We start from the raw sequence: 19,488 nt of genomic DNA, 5'->3' as shown, positions 1-19,488 counted from the left end.
AAATTTACCACCGGCATGCAACACCGTCATTACAACCTCCAAAGCTGATTTTTTCTCCTTGGCATGCATGTCTACCGGAATACCCCTACCATCATCCAATACAGTAATGGAGTTGTTCTCGTTGATTGTTACAGTGATGTTTTTACAATGACCGGCCAACGCCTCGTCAATGGAGTTGTCTACCACTTCATAAACCAAATGATGTAATCCCTTAACCCCGATGTCACCTATGTACATCGCTGGACGTTTTCTTACTGCTTCTAAGCCTTCAAGGACCTGAATGCTATCTGCACCATAATCCGATTTTTTTACATTTTCTTCCAAGTTTTCTGACATTATTTTACGTTGTAAAAATAGATTGCGAATTTACTTCCAAATGGCCTTGGATATGGGAAAGTAAGCGTTGATTTTTCAACAAAAAAATAAAACTATGTGGATAAAAAAAGATAGGAAATGTGGAAAGGGAAGGCTAAATTCCGACCAAGGATTTTATGCCTTCTTGCTGCATTCCTGGCAAATGCCTTCCGCGATTAACTGGAGGCTCTGAATCCTGTATCCTGAAGGTAATTCTGGGTTCGTAATGTGAACATGCTCTATGCAGTACATTTGGTGGCATTGATTGCAATTAAAATGCATATGATTGTCCGTATGGTAATGCTCTGTGCAATCGTGACATAGCGCATATTGGGTACCGTTCTTTTGACCTAAAATGGCATGTATTATTCCTTTCTCTTCAAAGGTTTTTAATATGCGGTATAAGGTAACCCTATCAGTGCTTTTGCCCATGGCATCTTCCAAATCGTTGTGGGAAACAGCCGAGTTTTTGGACTTTAAATATTCCAATGCCGTAATTCTTGCTTCGGTTTTCTTTAAGCCATGTTGCTTTAATATGTCGGTTGCCCATGCCATAATCTCTGCAAAAGTAATCAAACTCTTAACGTCATTAGCTTTCCACTCATTCTATTTGGATGCTACCTTATTTCAATGGTTGAATTGGAATCCGTTTTCCCCAATACCAGGCTAGAACCCAACCGCTAATTAAATGCCATACACCCCAACATACCGCAATTAAAGCCATACTGCCGTTGCCATTAAAAAACTGAAAAATTAAAAACAATCCTAACCCTGAATTGTGTATCCCGCTTTCAATAGTCACTGTCCTAACATCCGGTTCAGGTAGTCGGAAAAGTTTTCCCAATAGCCATCCTCCACCCAATGCCAAGCTGTTTTGAGCAACAACCAACAAAGCTACATGCCGGACGTTCTCAACCAAAACCTTCGCATTGCTGGCAAAAGCCGCTAAAATGAAAAAGATTAAAAACAACATTGATAATCGGTTGAACCAAGCTTTGCTAAATTGCACAAAACGAGGGAGATATATTTTTGATAACAATCCTAGAAGTAAGGGCGTTGCTATAATTAAAAACACAGTCAATGCCATTTCTTGTCCATCAACATTTACTTGTCTCATCAGCATGGAAGTGGGTGGATAAAGACTCCCATAGATGGCAAAGTTTATCGGCAATACAAATGCCGCCAATAAATGTGCAGTGGAAGATAATCCAATTGATAATGCAACATTGCCATTTGAAACTTTGGTAATCAGGTTGGTTACATTGCCTACCGGACAAGCAGCTATCAAAAACATGCCCAACGCCAAACCCGGTGAAGGTTGTAGCGCCATGACCAATAAATACGTTGTAAAAGGCAATAAAATATACTGTGAAAACAAGCCCACTAAGGCCGATTTCCAATTTTTTGCCAATAAAACAAAATCATTCTTCTCTAAGTCCAATGCCACCCCAAACATGATGAAGCCCAAAATGGCATTTAATACCCATAAACTGCCCGGACTAAAATTGATGTGTAAGGAATCTAGGTTCTCCATGCTAAAGGATTATGCACTCCAACAAACCCAAATATCTCGTTTCCCTTCGTATGGTAAGCGTCCATGGGAAGTGCTGAAATTGTCTATGACGATTACATCCCCTTTTTGCCAGGAATAAATGGACATGTTTTTCCAGATTACTTCTTCTAAATGTTGAACGTAACTATCCGGAATTTCACTCCCATCACCAAATAATACCTGCATACTTTGGTCCATAGACGGAGTTGATTTTTTTAGCTTGACCAATAGTTTAGATAAAAGATTAAAACCTATTGTTTTCCAGCGCTTTTGTCTTTTTGAAATATGTGAATATTCGTACACTGAAGCAGCTACATGGAAAACTTGGGTGTGATTAAACCATGCTTTGTTTCCGGTTACTGGATGGGTAAGCATAGCAGGTGTTCGAGTAATCAATCGCAACCTATCTTCCGGTAGCCATTCGAGTGCTATGCCATTTTCCTTGCATTTTTTGGTAACTTCAGCTTTATTGGTAGTCAGAAACATCTGCTCCCAACTTTTAAGCTCAAATAGGTTAAACCTGCTTTTCTTCCCCGGACCTGCATAATTTCGTACTGTCATCACTCCTTTGCGCTCAAACTCGGCTCTTATTTCAGGATTTAAGTCGTTGTACACTTTCCTGAAATCGCAAATAGGTGTTTCGCCTCCATAGCTTGGAGCAGTGTGGCAATAGAAGAACAGCTTTTTGGGAGGATGAGGCAGAAAACTCATTTCACAATGCTGCATAATGGGGTAAAAGTTGGGCAATTCGCTGGCTGTAAATACGAAATTGGTTCCTTCAACCTGGTCCCTGGGTGAAGTGCCCAAATAATCGTTCTTTAAATCGGGATCTAAGCTCTGGGCCACCTTCTCAAAGTCCTGGGCCGTTTCTACTTCGAATCCACGAAATAATACCGCACCATGTTTGTATAAGTGCTGAGTTAATTCGTCCTGATTGCTTTGGATAATCTCTAATAGCCTTTCCAAACTTCGATTCGTTTCCGGAATAACCACAAGTGGCTGGGAGTAGGTATCAATAAATTGTGTTTTCACCTTGCACAAATATAGCAAAACTTAAATTGCTTGTTACTGTGGTGTAAAATCAATTCCCTGTTTGATGAATATCAGCATTTGGCTTTGGTTATTGCCTACTTTTGGTTTGGTAAAACATGGTATCACGTCGCCGTAAACAAAGTTCTGCACGCAAAGGTGGTATGAATCGCCGTCAAAAGTTGTTAGCCAATACACGACGATTTCAATCTCGAATGAAGGAGAAAGGACAGGCTTTGATAGATAAAATACGGTCTATTCGTCAGGTTAAAGATTTTGATCAAATTGGTCTGTTGTTTTCATTTGGTTGGGCTGCTCAATTGGTGAACCTGATTACTCTGTATCGAATTGTTGCTGCCCCGATTTTGTTGGTATTGATTTGGCTGAAACAATGGCCTTTGTTTCAATGGCTTTTGCTGGTTAGCTTTTTGACCGATTTAATCGATGGTTGGCTAGCCCGCCGTTACAAGGTATTTAGCATTCTCGGTGCTCGCCTCGATTCCCTTGGCGACGATATGACGGTTTTGGTTGGTATTATAGGTTTGGTGGTTTATTTGCCCGATTTTTTTGCCTACCGTTGGATCGAATGTGTAGGTATTACTTTGCTTTACTTAATTCAAACCTTCTTTGCCCTTTGGAAATATAAGAAAGTAACCGGCTTTCATACCTACCTCGCCAAACTAGCCGCTTTTATGCAAAGCATTTTTTTGTTATCAGCTTTTTTTTATCAAGAAATACTTGAAATAGCTTTTTATATAGCCTTGATTAATACAGCTGTACAATTGCTAGAAGAGGTAGTTATGATTGCCATTTTGCCCACCTGGCAAAGCGATGTTAAAGGCCTATTTGCTGCTCTGAAACTTCGAAAACAGGGCTAATTATAATCCCTTATCCTATGTAATTGGCATTTACCGGGCAGCTTCAGGGTCGGGCTTTCCCTGATACTCCTCGTCCGCCCTCCACTTTGTTGCGGTCGTCATGTGGGGTATCACGCTCAATCCCTCACGGGGGCTGAGTTATCGCTTTTGGCCTGTTTGCCTTTTTTTTCAATTTTTGGATTTGAAGTTGGCTTTTAATTAAGCTAGTTATTTTTATTTTTTTGAAATATCCCTGCCCAATTTTCCTACCACTGCCTGTTCGGAGCACCCCGGGTAGCGATAGAGCCAAATACCCCGCAAGGTAGGCGCAGTGATAACGAAGCCTGCCGCGGAGTATGGGCGATAGCGCGACCTTTTCGGCCTTGTACAATTGCTCGGTTATCCGGTTCTTGTTGTGGCCGAAAAGGGACCCGCCTGAAAAAAATAAAAATGAAGAATTAAAAATTGAAAGGCTTACTTCATAGGCTTTTCTTCTTGCTTTAAACTTTGATTTTTAAACTTTTAGCATCTTCTTTACTCCACCTTTGGGTTTCCTTTAATCGGCAACTTGGCCATTTTTTCCACCTCCACACTCGGAAAGCCAAATTCTTCCACCACCTTGCCCAGGAGCAAATAGCAACCCCGTCCCCGAAACGGATAACTCGCCAACCCGGGCGGAAAATGCGTGGTGTCGAAAAAATCGCCATTGGCATCCAGAAATGTTCCAAAAGCCATCAAACTGCCTTTTACCGTGCGCACCGGTTTGTTGGTAACGTAATTGCCTACCATCCTCACCATCTTGCCTATGTGCTTCATCAAATCCTTGGCCATTACCTCACCCCTGAAACGGGTAACCAATAAGTCGAACTCGCTTACACTCACCGTAAATCCCAATAATTCCATCTCGTCGTAAGCGTTTTCAATGGCATCGCTGCGGAAATCGGGCAAGGTGTAGGTTTGGGCCGGCTCGGAAAATAGGACATCCCGGACTTCTTCTTTTTTTCGGGTGCCCAACAAGCTATGAGCCTCCCACAATAGGTTTTTCTTGTTCTGCCCCAAATCGCGGAAGGCATCGATGCGGATGAGCAAACAAAGCTGCTCAATGCCGGGCCTGAGTCGCAACACAAAATCTTCCAGACTACGAAATGGTCCATGTAGGCTGCGCTCCTTTTCCAACTCCTCGGCCAGTTTCTGTTCCAGACTGCGCAGGTGCACAAAACCCAAGTAAACCTCCTTGCCATACACACAGGTAAAATAACGGCTATGGTTCACACAGGGCAAATGGATGGTAGCCCCCAACTTTCGTGCCTCGTTGATGTACACCCAACGTTGGTAAAAGCCGCCGAAATTGTTGATTACTGCCACCATAAACTCTACCGGGTAATAGGTTTTTAAAAACAAACTCTGGTAGCTTTCTACGGCATAACTGGCGCTGTGGGCCTTGCTGAAGCTGTAACCGGCAAAGGATTCAATCTGCCGCCACACCTCCCTTGCTACATCGGGGTCGTATCCCTTGGCCCTGGTATTTCCGAAAAATTTGTCTTCAATTTCCTCTAAATGCTTTTTGTTTCGGCCTTTTCCGCTCATCATGCGCCGCAATACATCGGCATCGGCCAGATCCAATCCCCCGAAATGGTGACCAATTTTTAGTACATCTTCCTGGTACACCATTACGCCATAGGTTTCGCGCAACTGCTCTTCCATCACCGGATGCAGGTATACCGTGCTGCCGGGGTCGTGAAAACGCGAAATGTAGGCCCGCATCATGCCCGATTTGGCTACTCCCGGACGTATAATCGAACTAGCTGCTACCAACGTGAGGTAATCGGAACAATGCAACTTCTTTAGCAAACCTCGCATGGCCGGCGACTCAATGTAAAAACAACCGATGCTGTCGCCCTGTTTTAAATAGGCATTGATTTTCATATCCCGCTTGAAGCGTTCTACATCGAACACATCTACTTCTTCGCCCCGGTTTTCCAGGATGATTTCGGCCGCTTCCTTGATATGGCCAATTCCGCGCTGACTCAAAATGTCCAGTTTGTCGAGCCCTACATCTTCGGCGGTGTACATGTCGAATTGCACGGTAGGAAAGCCCTTGGGCGGTAAATCCAGGGCTACAAAACAGGTAATGGGCTTTTCGGTAATCAAAACCCCGCCGGCATGGATGGAGCGTATGTTGGGAAAGTCGGCAATGCTTTCGTAGTAGGATAGTACGGTTTGGCATAATTCGGTATTGTTCAGGGGGGAATTGGGCTCGTCTACCATGCGGTCGATATCAACCTTGGGTAAGCCATAAATTTTGCCCAGTTCCCGAATGATGGAACTGTCTTTAAACGTATTCATAGTACCTAGCAAAGCCGCATGTCGCCTGCCGTACTTGCGGAAAATGTAGTGGTGAATCAAATCCCGGTCTTTCCACGAATAGTCGATGTCGAAATCGGGTGGAGACTTGCGCTTGGGGTTTAAAAAGCGCTCGAAATACAGGTCGAGTTCAATGGGATCTACATCGGTAATGCGAATGCAATAGGATACGATGCTGTTGGCCCCACTGCCTCGTCCTACATGGTAAATTCCTTTCGACATGGAGAAGCGTATAATGTCCCAGGCGATTAGAAAATAGGCGTTAAAACCTAATTCGTTGATGATTTTCAGTTCTTTTTCTACCCTGGACCGGGCTACCCGGTTGTCGGAGCCGTAGCGTTGGGCAAAACCTTCCCAGGCCAGTTTTTCCAACATGCGCTTGTCTTCCTCCTCCGAATGGGTAAAGGTTTTCTTGTTTTTATGCTCTTTGAAATCGAAGGTGAAACGGCAATTTGCCAATAGCTTTCGTGTGTTTTCTACCAACTCGGGATAGGCTTCGAAGCGCTCCAAAAGCCTGCTCTGTGGTACCAGGTACTCGTCGGGATGAGCTACATCGTCGGGCTGCAGCTGCGACAAAAGCTTGGTTTCGCCCACCGCTCTTAGTTTGCGATGGATTTCGTATCCTTTTCCATCCCGGAAGGTAAGGCTTTGAAGTATGACCAATTTGTTGAAATACCGGCGGGGAATCGATACCAGTTTATTGAGTGCGTGGGGAGGAATGCCGATAAACTCGTTGGGCTGCAAGGCGGGCAGATTCATCTTTCCCAGGGGATACACTACAAAGGCTTGTTGAAATACCGGACGTTTGGGCAGGGGCTTTTGTTCCAGGTTGCAATAGCTCCTTAGTTCGTTTATTTCCCTGAAGCCTTCTTCGTTTTGGGCAATGGCAATATAATGGGTTTTCTCCTCTTTAAATTCCATGCCTACCAAGGCCCGTAATCCTTTTTCTCCTGCTGCCTTTACAAATTCCAAACAACCCGATGAGTTATTGATGTCGGTCAAAACAGCCTCTGTATACCCATGGCTGATTAGGTAATCAACCAACTCCGGAACCGACAAGGTGCCATACCGTAAACTGTAATAGCTGTGTGCATTTAAGATCATTTTAACTTGCTTTAAAATAATATAATAAGGTAGTTTATTTAAATTAAATAATGAATTAATGGAAATGGGCAGGATAGGGCAGGGGATAGGACTGAAAGCGCTGTTAGGTGCTTAGCTAATACCTATACATCGCATCACGGCCTGAATTCCAAACCGTCGTCGCATCTTATCCATGGCCTGGTATAAACCAATGGTGTGGGCGGTATCGTCAAACAAACTAATTTGGTTGAATCCCGAAACCAGGTGACTGAATTTGATGCCGATGAGCCGTATCAAAATCCGTCGGGAATAATTTTTCTGGAACAGTTCCAAGGCTTTTTCAATCAAAATATGGTCGGAGGCGGTATAGGCTATTCGGCTTTGAAAGGTATGGGTTTCAAAATCGGTATAACGTATTTTAAGGGTGATACAGCCCGTAACCCGCCGCTGGGAGCGCAACTCGAAACAAAGCTTGTCTACCATCATAATTAAGGTGTTGCGCAAAATGGTCATGTCGGTTGTGTCCTGATGAAAAGTTTCTTCCGTACTCATACTTTTTTGCTCGCGGTAGGGTTCAACCGGCGTAAAATCAATGGCATTGCACTTGCGCCAAATACCCGTTCCGTTTTCACCAAATGTCCTCTGTAAAAGTTCGATGGGCATTTCCTGCACGGTACCTATGCGCTGCACCCCCATGTTGCGCAAGGTATTGCTGGTTTTTTCGCCTATGCCCGGAATTTTCTGGATGGGTAAGGGACTCAAAAATCCCTTCTCCAATCCGTAATCTACCACCTTGGCACCATTGGGTTTGGCCGTTCCGGTGGCAACCTTGGCTACCGTTTTGTTGATGGAAAGTCCGTACGAAATCGGCAACCCTGTTTCTTTGATAATCGTCTCCCGCAGCTCCTTGGTCCATAACGCCGAACCGAAAAATTTATCCATACCTGAAATGTCCAGGTAGTGCTCGTCAATGCTGGCCTTTTCTACCACGGGGGCCTTGGCCTCGATGATTTCGGTAACCAAATTGGAATACTTGGAATATTGGTCCATATCGCCACGAATAAAAATGGCATCCGGACAAAGTTGCTTGGCCAATCGTCCGGGCATAGCCGCATGAACCCCAAATTTCCGACACTCGTAACTACAAGATGCTACCACACCCCGATCGCCACTCCCGCCCACAATCACAGGCTTTCCGATCAGGGAACTATCCTTTAGCCGCTCCACCGAAACAAAGAAGGTATCGAGGTCAAAATGGACTATGGTGCGATCGATGGGCATAAAAAATTTTCGTTTTGCAAAGATTGCTACAAAAAATGGCTTATGTTTGCTGAAAATTGTAGCAAATGGAAAACATTGCGTCTAACATAGCCTACCTCAGGAAGTTACAAAATCAAAGCCAGGAAGCACTGGCCGAAGCGCTTAACGTTAACCGCTCCCGCATAGGCTCGTACGAAGAAGGCCGTAGCGAACCTCCCATCGAGATGCTGCGCAAATTATCCAAGCATTTTCATGTTTCAATTGATGCCCTCGTCAATGCCGATTTACGCAAAGTAGAACAACCTCAGGATTTGATTAAAGTGGGCGAAAACCGCTTACTTTTTCCCATCCTGGTTGATAAAGATGGCAAAGATCTCATCGAAGTGGTGCCCATCAAGGCTAGGGCCGGTTATGTGGGTGGTTATGCCGATCCGGAATTCATCGAACAACTCCTCAGCATGAAACTGCCCTTCGTGCCCACCGGTAAGCACCGCGCCTTTCCCATCATTGGCGATTCCATGCCTCCCCTGCGCGATGGCAGCTATGTGGTGGCACGCTATGTCGAAAGTTTGTCGGAGTTAAAAGACAAGGCTACCTATATCGTAGTGACCAAAAGTGATGGCTTTGTGTACAAACGCATCGAAACCGATAAAAACAATCCTTCTACCTTATACCTGCATTCCGATAACAAGGCTTACCGCACGTATACCGTATCTGCTGAAGAAGTGCTGGAACTGTGGGAATACACCTGCGCCATCAATATTGGTCCGTACAAAGCCGAAGAACTGAATCCGGAAAGCATTCTATCCATGCTGCACAGCCTGCAGGTGGAAGTAAAGGAAATCCAAAAACGTATCTAAGCCTTGTTTGCCATCATTGATATCGAAACCTGTGGAAGCAAATTCGAACTGAGGAAGGGACGAATTATCGAAATTGCTATCCTGGTGCACGATGGCTTGCAAGTGGTAGAACGTTACAGCACCCTGGTAAACCCGGAATGTCATATATCGTCTTATTTTACCCGTATTTCGGGCATTACCAACGAGATGGTGTCCGATGCGCCTACCTTTCCCCAAATTGCTAAAAAGGTGCTGGAACTCACAGAAGACGCCATTTTTGTAGCTCATAACGTAGGTTTTGATTACAGCTTTGTGCAGGATGAATTTCGCTCACTCGGATACAAATACCGCCGTGAAACCTTGTGTACGGTTCGGTTAAGCCGGAAACTGATTCCCGGGTTACGCTCTTACAGCCTGGGTAAACTCTGCGAGTCCCTGGGTATTGAGGTGTACGACCGCCACCGAGCCCTTGGCGATGCCGAGGCTACCGTCAAACTTTTCGATTTATTGTTGCAGGTTAAATCCAATCACCCCCAATTCAAAAACCAAGGCGTAGAAAAACTGATGGCCCGAAAGGTGGATGCCATCAAAGACTACATCCTCAAAAAACTGCCCGAAGAATGTGGGGTGTATTACTTTCTAAACCAGGATAAAGAGATTATTTACGTAGGTAAAAGCCGGAACATGTATCAACGGGCCATGCAGCATTTTGGCTCCAATGAGGCTAAACACAAAAAAATGCTGGCCGAATTGATGGATGTGGATTATGTGGAAACAGGGAGCGAATTGCTGGCCTTGCTCATGGAATCCGCCGAAATCAAAAAGCATAAACCCAAATTCAATCGTTTGCGCAAAGCAGAAGAGTTTTCTCATGCTATCGATACCTGGGAAAAGGACGGAATTGTACACTTCCAAATCGTAGATGCCAGTCAGGCAAAAGCGCCTCTCCAATTCTTTCCCAATTATACCGGCGCCCGCGAAAAACTCAATCGCTGGATCGAAGAACATACGCTTTGTCTAAGCTACTGCCACCTCACCGATGAAGGGGCCATTTGCTTTAATCACCATATCAAACAATGCAACGGAATCTGTGCCGGCGAAGAAGATCCTATCGACTATTCCATTCGTGCCAAACGAGTACTGGCGGAATTTAATTTTCCGTACCCTACCTTTATTCTGGTTGATCGCGGACGTGGAATGGATGAACGTACCATTGTGCTTGTCGAAAACCACCACTATGCCGGTTATGCTTATGTAGATACACATACCCCAATTGCCGGATTGGACGATTTAAAGGCTATCATACATACCGAATTCAACTTCCCCGATGCCAATGAACTATTGCGAGGCTGGATTCGACAAAATGGATGGAATAAAATCAAACCCATCCTCTAACTTTTAGAATAAATCCTTTCTATTTTTGTACCAGTGGAAACTGCCTACCAAATTAAATTAACCAACAAAGATGCTCACCTCATTCTCGATGAGAAAGGCTATAAAGCCATCGTTGGTAATAAATATTTTCAAGCCATTCAACTGCTCGAACACCTCAGGGCGCATTCCAACGGCTATGCCTTTTTTCAACGGCTTAAATCGGTGCGCGGAATGGCTTCCTCTGAAACAATCTATATCCACAAACACCTGGCCGAAAACTTTATCGATAAACCTCTGGTGAAATCCGGAAAAAAGGTCTTCGTGCATTTCAAAAATAAAAACCCCCTCGATTGCCGTCTCGAAAACCTGGAATGGGTTACCATGAATCAACTTCGAAGAAATCAGAAAAATGTAGGTGGTGATTCAGGTTATAGAGGAGTTGTAACCGAAGGACCTAAACGCTACAAAGCAATTATTTACGACGAAGGTAAACCCATCGTAATCGGCATTTTCAAAACACCTCTTGCAGCAGCTAAAGCCTATAATAAACGCTCCCTCGAAATGTTTGGTCCTACTGCCAGTTTGAATGATTTAAATAAAAAAATAGATTAATCCAATAGCTTTCGATTGTTTGCATACCTAATAAATGGCTTCAGGTAGGTTTCAACATCAAATAAAATGGAATCAGATGTTGCCTTAATAGTTAAAAAGATTCCAATTGGTAAAAATATCAAAGTGGGGGTCCACATTCCCCACAATGGATCCGCACTTCCTTCCTTAACCGTCTTCTCCATTGAAATGGTTATGATATGAAAAAAGATGAATATGATAGTCGAAACTACTATCGGTAATCCCAATCCGCCTTTCTTGATGATGGCTCCCAAAGGTGCCCCAATAAAGAATAATACCAAACATGCAATACTTAAAGTGAATTTCCGATGCAACTCAATGTAATGCTTGTTAATAAGCTTGCTCCTCCCATCAAAATCGTCCTTGTTGGATTTAATATAAGTTAAATTGCTCCGTGCTAAACTAATCGACGCCTCTAAAATCTTCCCCTGCGACAGCCTATCAAAATTCGATAAAACATCAGCCTTGGGTAAACCAACCTTTTCCTTTTGTTTACTCAACCCGTTTTGCCGGTGTGGATTCAAATAGGCAAAATTGTTTTGTAAATTATTCCCAACTTCCTGATACCTAATATTCAATTTTTTTTGAAGCGAATCACTGTTTTTCAACAATTGCCACACATTCATCATCTGGTAATTATCCCTGAATAAACCTTCATCGGTTCGCTCCATCTTAAATGGCGATATGTCAAATCGTATGGCATATTCCTTGAAATTACTACGGGTTAAAGGGTATGCCTCCTTTTGGTTGTCTTTGTTATTGCTGGCGGTTTCATCATAACTGTAACCGTCAAACAAAGTCATAGTTAAATAGCCTTTTGTATTGTCTGTCTCAATTTTTGCCTTCCTCGCTAAAATCACTTTCTTGTTTCCATCGTGGCGCTGGTGATCATATAGCATTAATCCAAACAAGGTTTTTCCGTCTTCACTTTTTCCTTGTGCACGTATCACATAATTCTGTATCCCATAATAAAAAAATCCTGGCCTGATATCAATTGCCGGGCGCTTGTTCCGGATGTCATATAGCATGGAACCCATTTTCAGTTTGGCCCAGGGCAGAATGTTGTTTGCAAAGAAAAATGCGGAAATACTTGTCATAAAAGCCACTAAAATCAGCGGTGACATTACCTTTCGAAGCGAAACTCCGGCCGCTTTAAACGCTACCAGTTCATAGTGTTCAGCCAGGTTGCCAAAAGTCATAAGCGACGATAGTAAAATAGCTAGTGGCAAGGCCATCGGTATAAGGGTAACCGAGGTGTAAAATAAAAATTCGCCAATAATGTACCACTCCAGTCCTTTACCCACCAAATCGTCAATGTAAAGCCATACAAACTGCATCAGAAGTACAAAAACCGCTATAAAAAAGGTCACCAGAAACGGTCCAATGTAAGAACCTAACATGAGTTTATAGAGCCGGTACACCTGTGTTCGTTTTGTTTGGCCAAAGGTAATGGTCAGGTTGAAGAACCAAAGCCTCAAAACAATTTTTATGAAACCACCATGCGTAAAGGCCTTTTCTTTCTGGTTTATAGGAATGGATATTTGTTTTTTTTCTATTTGGCGGGCCCCCTCCGCCTATCTGGCTGTATGCAAATTCCTGACTTCCGGTATGGGCGTTCGGGTCACGCTATCGGCTGTAGTCCTCGTCCCCCTAGGCTATCGCCGTCGGTGTCCTGTGGGCTACTTGCCTCTATCGTTGCCCGAGGGTGCAAGCCCAAAATGCTGTTCTTCTAAGAAGTGTTTGTTCGTGTCAAATGCTTGATTAGTAGTTGTTTAACTGTATTTTGGGTAGAACAGGATAAGTTGTTTTTTGCACTCACTCCCGGGTAGGGATAGAAGCGGAAAGCCCACAACCCGAACACTTTCGGGTGAGGACTTGCAGCGGATAGCCCGACCTGAGCCTAATAACAGATTGGATGAAATGAACTCTTTATGCGAAGGGACCCGCCAAATTATCACTCTTAAAAATGTCTATGGTGAAGAATTAATGGACACTTTAGCAGAAATGCAGGACAGGAAATCGAATAATTCGCATCTTTCAAAATAATTTGAATGCTTTTTAGTTACTTTGCAACCCAATTCAAAAAAGCATAGCCAACTTCTACTCGAATTTCTATCAAGTTGACCCCTACTTATCTATTTAAATGCCTCGTTGTTGTTGGGCTTGTTGTATTAGCAACTTCTCTATCATTCGCTCAAACTGCCACCGTGTTTGGCCGCCTCACCGATTCGCTTAACACTCCGGTTGATGCTGCAAATATTGCAATTTTAGGTACCCAATATGGCACTGCTTCCGATGCTGAAGGCTATTTTAGTTTAGAAGTGCCTGCCAATCAAAAAATTACAATTTCCATTTCTCGCCTGGGATTTGCTCCTAACTCCTTCGAAATCAAACTGAAAGAGAATGAAAAGTATAAGCTGGATTTGGTTATTAAACCCAAAGGTAATGTATTAACCGAATTGCTTTATGAGGATAAAGGGGAACGTGGTGGCGGAATGAAATCAATTGACATTATCAATGCAGGGGTTATTCCTACACCGGGCGGTAGTTTGGAAAGTTTAATAAAAACATTGCCCGGAGTTAGTTCCAACAATGAATTGAGTTCGCAATACAATGTCAGGGGAGGAAATTACGATGAAAATCTGGTCTATATAAATGATGTAGAGGTTTATCGTCCGTTTTTGGTACGCTCGGGTCAACAGGAAGGATTGAGTTTTATAAATCCTGATTTGGTGCAAGGTGTTAAGTTTTCGGCAGGCGGTTTTGCAGCAAAATATGGAGACAAAATGAGCAGCGTGTTGGATATTCAATATAAAAAGCCAAGCAAATTTGGGGCAGGATTTCAGGCTACTTTATTGGGTGGATCAGCTTATGTGGAAGGGGCAACAAAAAATCATCGCCTGCGATTTTTGGCGGGTTATCGCTACCGGAGTAATAAATATGTGCTGGCAGCAACTAATACCAAAGGTGCCTATTTCCCGGTTTTTCAGGATTTTCAAGCTTTGCTAAGTTACGATATTAGTGATAAATGGGAATTTAACATCTTAGGAAATTATACCAGCAATAAGTATCGGTTTATTCCTCAAACTCAAGAAAGCACTTTTGGAACCGTTAATGCAGCTCTAAAATTGACAGTTTATTTCGACGGACAAGAGGTGAATTCCTTTAATACTACGAGCGGCGCAGCTTACGCAGTTTATAAACCCAACGATAAATTGCGGTTGAAGTTTATTTCGTCGGTATTTCATTCTCAAGAGAATGAGACATTTGATGTTTTGGGACAATATTACCTCGATCAGCTCGACAATAATTTAGGTTCAGATAATTTAGGAGAGAAAACCGCTAGCCTGGGCGTTGGAGGATATTTGAATCATGCCCGCAATTACCTCGATGCTACTATTTGGAATGCTGAACATAAAGGACAGAACCTGGGTAAACGTCATGAATGGTATTGGGGAATAAAATACCAACACGAGTGGATTCAAGACAGGATTCATGAATGGAATTATAAAGATAGTGCAGATTACAGCGTACCTCAACCTCCATCCGATGAAGTAAATGTGTATCGAATTATTCGAGGAAAGACCGATTTGTCTTCAAGCCGTTATATGGGCTATGTTCAGCATAATTTTTTATTCAATGATTCTTCTTCTTCTGCATTAACCATAGGAGTTCGCTTCAATTATTGGGACTTGAATAAACAGTTTTTGGTTAGTCCAAGGGCCAATTATTCCTTTAAACCCAGAAACTGGAAACGAGATTGGTTGTTTAGAGCATCAACCGGAATTTATAACCAGCCTCCTTTCTACCGCGAGTTACGCGATTTGGATGGTAAGGTTCATACCAATGTTAAAGCACAGCAAAGTATCCATTTCATTGTTGGAACTGATTACAATTTTAGGGCCTGGAACCGTCCGTTTAAGTTTGTAATGGAGGCTTATTATAAAATATTGAACAACCTGGTTCCTTATGAAATTGACAATGTTCGAATACGGTATTATGCAGAGAACATCGGAAAAGGCTATGCAACCGGAGTTGATTTTAGGTTGAACGGAGAGCTGGCAAAAGGTGCAGAAAGTTGGATTAGTCTGAGTGTTATGAAAACTGCCGAAGATTTATCAAATGATTCGTATGTAGATGATCAGGGCGTTACTCGTTATCCGGGATACATACCAAGGCCAACCGATCAACGACTGAATTTCAATATGTTTTTTCAAGATTATATTCCAAAATTCCCGTCCTGGAAAGTTCATCTTAATTTTCTTTTTGGAACAGGAATGCCATTTGGTCCGCCTGATTACAACCGATATAAAGACACCTTGCGTATTCCACCATACCGCAGGGTAGATATCGGATTTTCTAAACAACTATTGGGTGGAAAGAAAAAATTTGGACCCAAAAACCCGCTCAAATACTTCAAAAATGCGTGGTTAAGTTTGGAAGTATTTAATTTGTTGCAGGTTAACAATGTAATTTCCTATATTTGGGTAAGCGATGTTAATGGAAGTCAATGGGCCGTTCCCAACTACCTAACGCGCAGACAACTCAATTTAAAATTGATTGTTAACTTTTAAGGTAGAGATCAAGAAGTTTAGTAACGTAAGGGATAATATCAAATCCGGAAGCTATTTTTTTTGAATTTTCCGAAAATTGAGAATAGGTTTCTTCGGATTGAAGCACCTCCATAATTTTATTTCCAAAATTAACTACATCTTCCTGCTCTAACATAAAACCATTAATCCCATTTTTTATTAAATCACGGTTTCCTTTACCATCAAGCGTAACAATTGGAAGTCCTGCTGAACCTGCTTCAATGAAAACCAATCCAAATCCTTCAAGTTTGCAAGAGTGAACGTAAACATCGGCAATTTTAAGATGGGGTAGTAAATTGGTTGTTGATTGAATATTTATTTTTGATTGGATACCAAATTCAATAGCTTTTTCTTCAATAAAGTCTTTTAAACTTCCTTTACCCAAAATCTGAAGGTTTACTTCATACCCAATTGAGTTAAGGTATTGTACAACTTTTAATAAGAAAAGGTGATTTTTGATTGGAATAATGCTTCCAATAGAGATCAGGTTTTTGGGGAATTTAGAATTGAATTGTCTGTTATTGATCTGGAAATTAGAAGTATTAACAGCGTTCGGAAGAAGGTAAACCTGATTTCGAATGGACCTGGGAATATTTTCTTTAATATAAAGGTAGGTATCTTCTGAAATTGTAATAAAGTGGTTATTACAAGCTACATATTGCTTGTTTATCCAATTTCTCTCAAATGCCAAGGTAATTTTCTTCTTATTAAAAAGTCCAAAAATGGATGGCTTTTTAAGTTGATGCATTTTATCATGTGAATGGCTAAAGTAGGAAATCCCTTGGTGAATATGGTACCTGGAGCTTATCTCAGCCCGAAATAAATGAGAATGAATAACGGTTGGTTTAAATTCTTCAATTAGCTTTTCAAGTCCATCTAGTTTAACAACTGACTTTCCCAGGATTGAAGGAATAAATACGGAATCAACAAAAATAATCGGGAAGTTTACGGAGGATATATCATGTTCAATGATGTTATCCAGAATGGCTAGTCTTATTTCAATTCCAGGCCTTTTGGAAAGTTCCTTGCAGATTTCTAGGCATAATTTTTCAGCACCACCCAGTTGCAATGAAGGAATAACATGAAGAATCCGCATGATTGAAAATTCAATGGCAAAGGTGTAAATAGTTCCAATATAAAAAACAAAGGGGAAAAAGCTTTCGCTATTTCCCCTTTAAAACGTTCAAAAAAAGGCTTAGTCCCTTGAATTTCTTGGTCTTTCTTCTCTTGGTTTTGCTTGGTTAACTGTTAGGTTTCTTCCGTTAAATTCCAAACCATTAACAGCTTCGATAGCAGCTAATGCTTCGTTGTCATTTGGCATGTCAACAAAGCCAAAACCTTTACTACGACCAGTAACTTTGTCGGTAATAATTGTTGCAGATGTTACTTGTCCGTAGTTGGAAAATAATTGAGTGAGGTCGTTTTGTCGGGTCCTGTAAGGAATGTTTCCGATATAGAGATTCATTAGTAAAAATTGAAAATATTGATTTCACAAATGTAGAATTATACTTGACACAGCAAAATTTATTTCATAAAAAAAACTATATTTTAGTTTATACTTATCCTTTTGATTCTTATTGTTATGGATTAATTGCCTGTAAATCAGTTATTTGAATCTGTATTCTTTCTTGTTCAAGGATTGATAAAAAATCTAATTATTTCTAAGGAATAAGGAATTTTGGAGTCGAAATGTCTTTTTTTTGCTATGATTTTTGGAGTCTAATACCTTGTCTAAAGAAAGTAAATACCTTCGCACCAATGATTTTTGATAGAAAGCAACTGGAAGATTCAACGCTTCTACACTTGTATAAATCCATCCTGAAACCAAGGATGATTGAAGAGAAAATGCTCTTATTGCTGAGACAAGGAAAAATTTCTAAATGGTTTAGCGGAATTGGGCAAGAGGCCATATCGGTAGGATTAACTGCTGCTCTTCTTCCTAACGAATACATTCTGCCTATGCACCGTAACTTAGGTGTGTTTACCGGAAGAGGGATGAAGCTGGGTCAGTTGTTTGCTCAATTTCAGGGCAAGGAGTCGGGTTTTTCAAAGGGTAGGGAAAGATCCTTCCATTTTGGCTCAAAAGAACACCATATTGTAGGTATGATTTCCCATTTGGGTCCACAATTAGGAATCGCGGATGGAATTGCTTTAAGTCATCTACTTAAGAATGAGAATAGAGTTACCGCTGTTTTTACAGGAGACGGTGGAGCAAGTGAAGGTGATTTTCATGAATCAATTAATGTAGCTGCAGTTTGGAATTTGCCCGTAATTTTTGTGATAGAAAACAATGGATATGGTTTATCCACACCTTCTCAGGAACAGTTTAAATGTAAGCAATTTATTGATAAGGCTATTGGATATGGTATAGAAGGAATCCAAATTGATGGAAATAACTTATTGGAAGTATACAATACCGTTCAGGCTCTTGCCGAAGATTTACGAGCTAATCCAAGACCGGTTCTGTTGGAATGTATGACCTTTCGTATGAGAGGCCATGAAGAAGCTAGTGGAACAAAATATGTACCTAAAGAACTTTTTGAAATTTGGGGACAAAAGGATCCTTTGGAAAATTATGCATCTTGGCTCAAATCCTTAGGCTTGCTAACTGAAAGTATTGAAGAGGATTATAGACGAGAAATTAAATTGGAAATAGAACAAGCCATCGAAGTAGCATTTGGTGAGCCTGAAATTGTGCCGGATACGCAAAAGGAATTAGCTGATATATATGCCCCGTTTTTGTTTGAAGAAAAAAAGCCATCCGGTACTTTTACAAACAAACGCCTGATTAATGCCATCAGTGATGGTTTGCGTATGGCTTTGGAAAAACATCCCAACTTGGTTTTGATGGGGCAGGATATTGCTGAATACGGTGGAGTTTTTAAGGTAACTGAAGGGTTTGTTGAAGTTTTTGGGAAAGATAGAATCCGAAATACTCCGTTATGTGAAAGCGCTATTGTTGGTTCAGGTTTAGGTTTATCTATCAATGGTATGAAAGCCATGGTTGAAATGCAGTTTGCGGACTTTGTAACCTGTGGGTTTAATCAAATTGTAAATAATCTGGCAAAAAGTTACTGGAGGTGGGGGCAAAATGCCGATGTAGTAATTCGAATGCCTACCGGAGCAGGGGTTGGTGCCGGACCTTTTCACTCTCAAAGTAATGAGGCTTGGTTTTTCCATGTGCCAGGTTTGAAAATCGTTTTCCCTTCAAGTCCGGAAGATGCTAAAGGTCTTCTGCTTTCGGCCTTTGAAGATCCGAATCCGGTTTTGTTTTTTGAACATAAAGCATTGTATCGAAGTATTTCAGGCAATGTGCCGGATGACTATTATACCATTCCAATCGGGAAAGCTAATTTGATTAAGGAAGGGAATGATCTGAGTATTATTACTTACGGTTTTGGAGTTCATTGGGCTTTAGAATTGATTGAAAAAAATCCGGAAATCTCCGCCGATATTCTTGACCTGCGTTCGTTGTTGCCATTTGATAAGGAGTCTATTGAGAAAACTGTTAAGAAAACAGGTAAAGTATTGATTTTGCATGAAGATACTTTAAC

The 19,488-nt window shown here is 41.7% G+C and carries 15 protein-coding genes; 6 read left to right on the top strand and 9 right to left on the bottom strand.

The window, feature by feature from the left end:
• The 4 genes from K1X82_10740 to K1X82_10725 all read right to left on the bottom strand — a co-directional run.
• Nucleotides 1-336, bottom strand: a 336-nt coding sequence (locus K1X82_10740) for an ATP-binding protein (GenBank protein ID MBX7182582.1), incomplete at its 3' end; no start/stop codon positions are given.
• A gap of 153 nt (nt 337-489) precedes the next feature.
• A complete protein-coding gene (locus K1X82_10735; protein ID MBX7182581.1) occupies nt 490-909 on the bottom strand; it encodes a transcriptional repressor in 420 nt (139 codons plus the stop codon).
• A gap of 67 nt (nt 910-976) precedes the next feature.
• Nucleotides 977-1,888 carry a bile acid:sodium symporter family protein gene (locus K1X82_10730; protein MBX7182580.1) on the bottom strand — a complete coding sequence of 304 codons (912 nt, stop codon included), beginning with the start codon at nt 1,886-1,888 and terminating at the stop codon, nt 977-979.
• A gap of 9 nt (nt 1,889-1,897) precedes the next feature.
• Nucleotides 1,898-2,899, bottom strand: a complete 1,002-nt coding sequence (locus K1X82_10725; GenBank protein MBX7182579.1) for a TauD/TfdA family dioxygenase — start codon at nt 2,897-2,899, stop codon at nt 1,898-1,900.
• Between the two features lie 356 nt (nt 2,900-3,255).
• On the opposite strand from K1X82_10725, the gene K1X82_10720 reads away from it, so the two are divergent.
• A complete protein-coding gene (locus tag K1X82_10720; protein MBX7182578.1) occupies nt 3,256-3,813 on the top strand; it encodes a CDP-alcohol phosphatidyltransferase family protein in 558 nt (185 codons plus the stop codon).
• Nucleotides 3,814-4,326: 513 nt separating this feature from the next.
• Here the strand turns inward: K1X82_10720 and dnaE are convergent.
• Both dnaE and dinB read right to left on the bottom strand, forming a co-directional pair.
• Entirely contained in the window at nt 4,327-7,260 is a 2,934-nt protein-coding gene (gene dnaE / locus K1X82_10715; protein MBX7182577.1) for a DNA polymerase III subunit alpha, read from the bottom strand.
• Nucleotides 7,261-7,371: 111 nt separating this feature from the next.
• Nucleotides 7,372-8,520: a DNA polymerase IV gene (dinB, locus tag K1X82_10710; GenBank protein ID MBX7182576.1), complete on the bottom strand. Its 1,149-nt coding sequence runs from the start codon at nt 8,518-8,520 to the stop codon at nt 7,372-7,374.
• Between the two features lie 65 nt (nt 8,521-8,585).
• Between dinB and K1X82_10705 the strand changes: the two genes are divergently transcribed.
• The 3 genes from K1X82_10705 to K1X82_10695 are packed head-to-tail and all read left to right on the top strand — an operon-like array spanning nt 8,586 to nt 11,324.
• The gene (locus K1X82_10705) at nt 8,586-9,359 is read left to right on the top strand and encodes a LexA family transcriptional regulator (protein ID MBX7182575.1); all 774 of its coding nucleotides are present in this window, start codon (nt 8,586-8,588) and stop codon (nt 9,357-9,359) included.
• 3 nt (nt 9,360-9,362) lie between these two features.
• Nucleotides 9,363-10,733, top strand: coding sequence for a GIY-YIG nuclease family protein (locus K1X82_10700; GenBank protein ID MBX7182574.1), 1,371 nt, complete (start codon nt 9,363-9,365; stop codon nt 10,731-10,733).
• Between the two features lie 33 nt (nt 10,734-10,766).
• Nucleotides 10,767-11,324 (top strand): HNH endonuclease, encoded by a 558-nt coding sequence (locus tag K1X82_10695; protein ID MBX7182573.1) that lies wholly within the window; start codon nt 10,767-10,769, stop codon nt 11,322-11,324.
• On the opposite strand, the gene K1X82_10690 is transcribed toward K1X82_10695, so the two are convergent.
• Complete coding sequence (locus tag K1X82_10690; protein MBX7182572.1) at nt 11,321-12,763, bottom strand: LptF/LptG family permease; 1,443 nt, start codon at nt 12,761-12,763, stop codon at nt 11,321-11,323. The two genes, K1X82_10695 and K1X82_10690, sit on opposite strands and share 4 nt — an antisense overlap.
• A gap of 699 nt (nt 12,764-13,462) precedes the next feature.
• Between K1X82_10690 and K1X82_10685 the strand changes: the two genes are divergently transcribed.
• Nucleotides 13,463-15,916, top strand: a complete 2,454-nt coding sequence (locus K1X82_10685) for a TonB-dependent receptor (GenBank protein ID MBX7182571.1) — start codon at nt 13,463-13,465, stop codon at nt 15,914-15,916.
• On the opposite strand, the gene K1X82_10680 is transcribed toward K1X82_10685, so the two are convergent.
• Nucleotides 15,906-17,030, bottom strand: coding sequence for a glycosyltransferase (locus tag K1X82_10680; protein ID MBX7182570.1), 1,125 nt, complete (start codon nt 17,028-17,030; stop codon nt 15,906-15,908). The genes K1X82_10685 and K1X82_10680 overlap by 11 nt on opposite strands.
• A gap of 99 nt (nt 17,031-17,129) precedes the next feature.
• Nucleotides 17,130-17,399: an RNA-binding protein gene (locus tag K1X82_10675; GenBank protein ID MBX7182569.1), complete on the bottom strand. Its 270-nt coding sequence runs from the start codon at nt 17,397-17,399 to the stop codon at nt 17,130-17,132.
• 293 nt (nt 17,400-17,692) lie between these two features.
• Between K1X82_10675 and K1X82_10670 the strand changes: the two genes are divergently transcribed.
• A partial coding sequence (locus K1X82_10670) for a dehydrogenase (GenBank protein MBX7182568.1) occupies nt 17,693-19,488 on the top strand: 1,796 nt, incomplete at its 3' end.

It is taken from the genome of Bacteroidia bacterium, from assembly GCA_019695265.1.
Lineage (GTDB): Bacteria > Bacteroidota > Bacteroidia > JAIBAJ01 > JAIBAJ01 > JAIBAJ01.
This window is presented reverse-complemented; position numbering and strand designations above follow the sequence as displayed.

Bases quoted from the DNA above. Each gene is read 5' to 3' on its own strand.
- K1X82_10735 (MBX7182581.1), bottom strand. From the start codon at position 909: ATGGCATGGGCAACCGACATATTAAAGCAACATGGCTTAAAGAAAACC.
- dnaE (MBX7182577.1), bottom strand. From the start codon at position 7,260: ATGATCTTAAATGCACACAGCTATTACAGTTTACGGTATGGCACCTTG.
- K1X82_10675 (MBX7182569.1), bottom strand. From the start codon at position 17,399: ATGAATCTCTATATCGGAAACATTCCTTACAGGACCCGACAAAACGAC.
- dinB (MBX7182576.1), bottom strand. From the start codon at position 8,520: ATGCCCATCGATCGCACCATAGTCCATTTTGACCTCGATACCTTCTTT.
- K1X82_10680 (MBX7182570.1), bottom strand. From the start codon at position 17,030: ATGCGGATTCTTCATGTTATTCCTTCATTGCAACTGGGTGGTGCTGAA.
- K1X82_10730 (MBX7182580.1), bottom strand. From the start codon at position 1,888: ATGGAGAACCTAGATTCCTTACACATCAATTTTAGTCCGGGCAGTTTA.
- K1X82_10705 (MBX7182575.1), top strand. From the start codon at position 8,586: ATGGAAAACATTGCGTCTAACATAGCCTACCTCAGGAAGTTACAAAAT.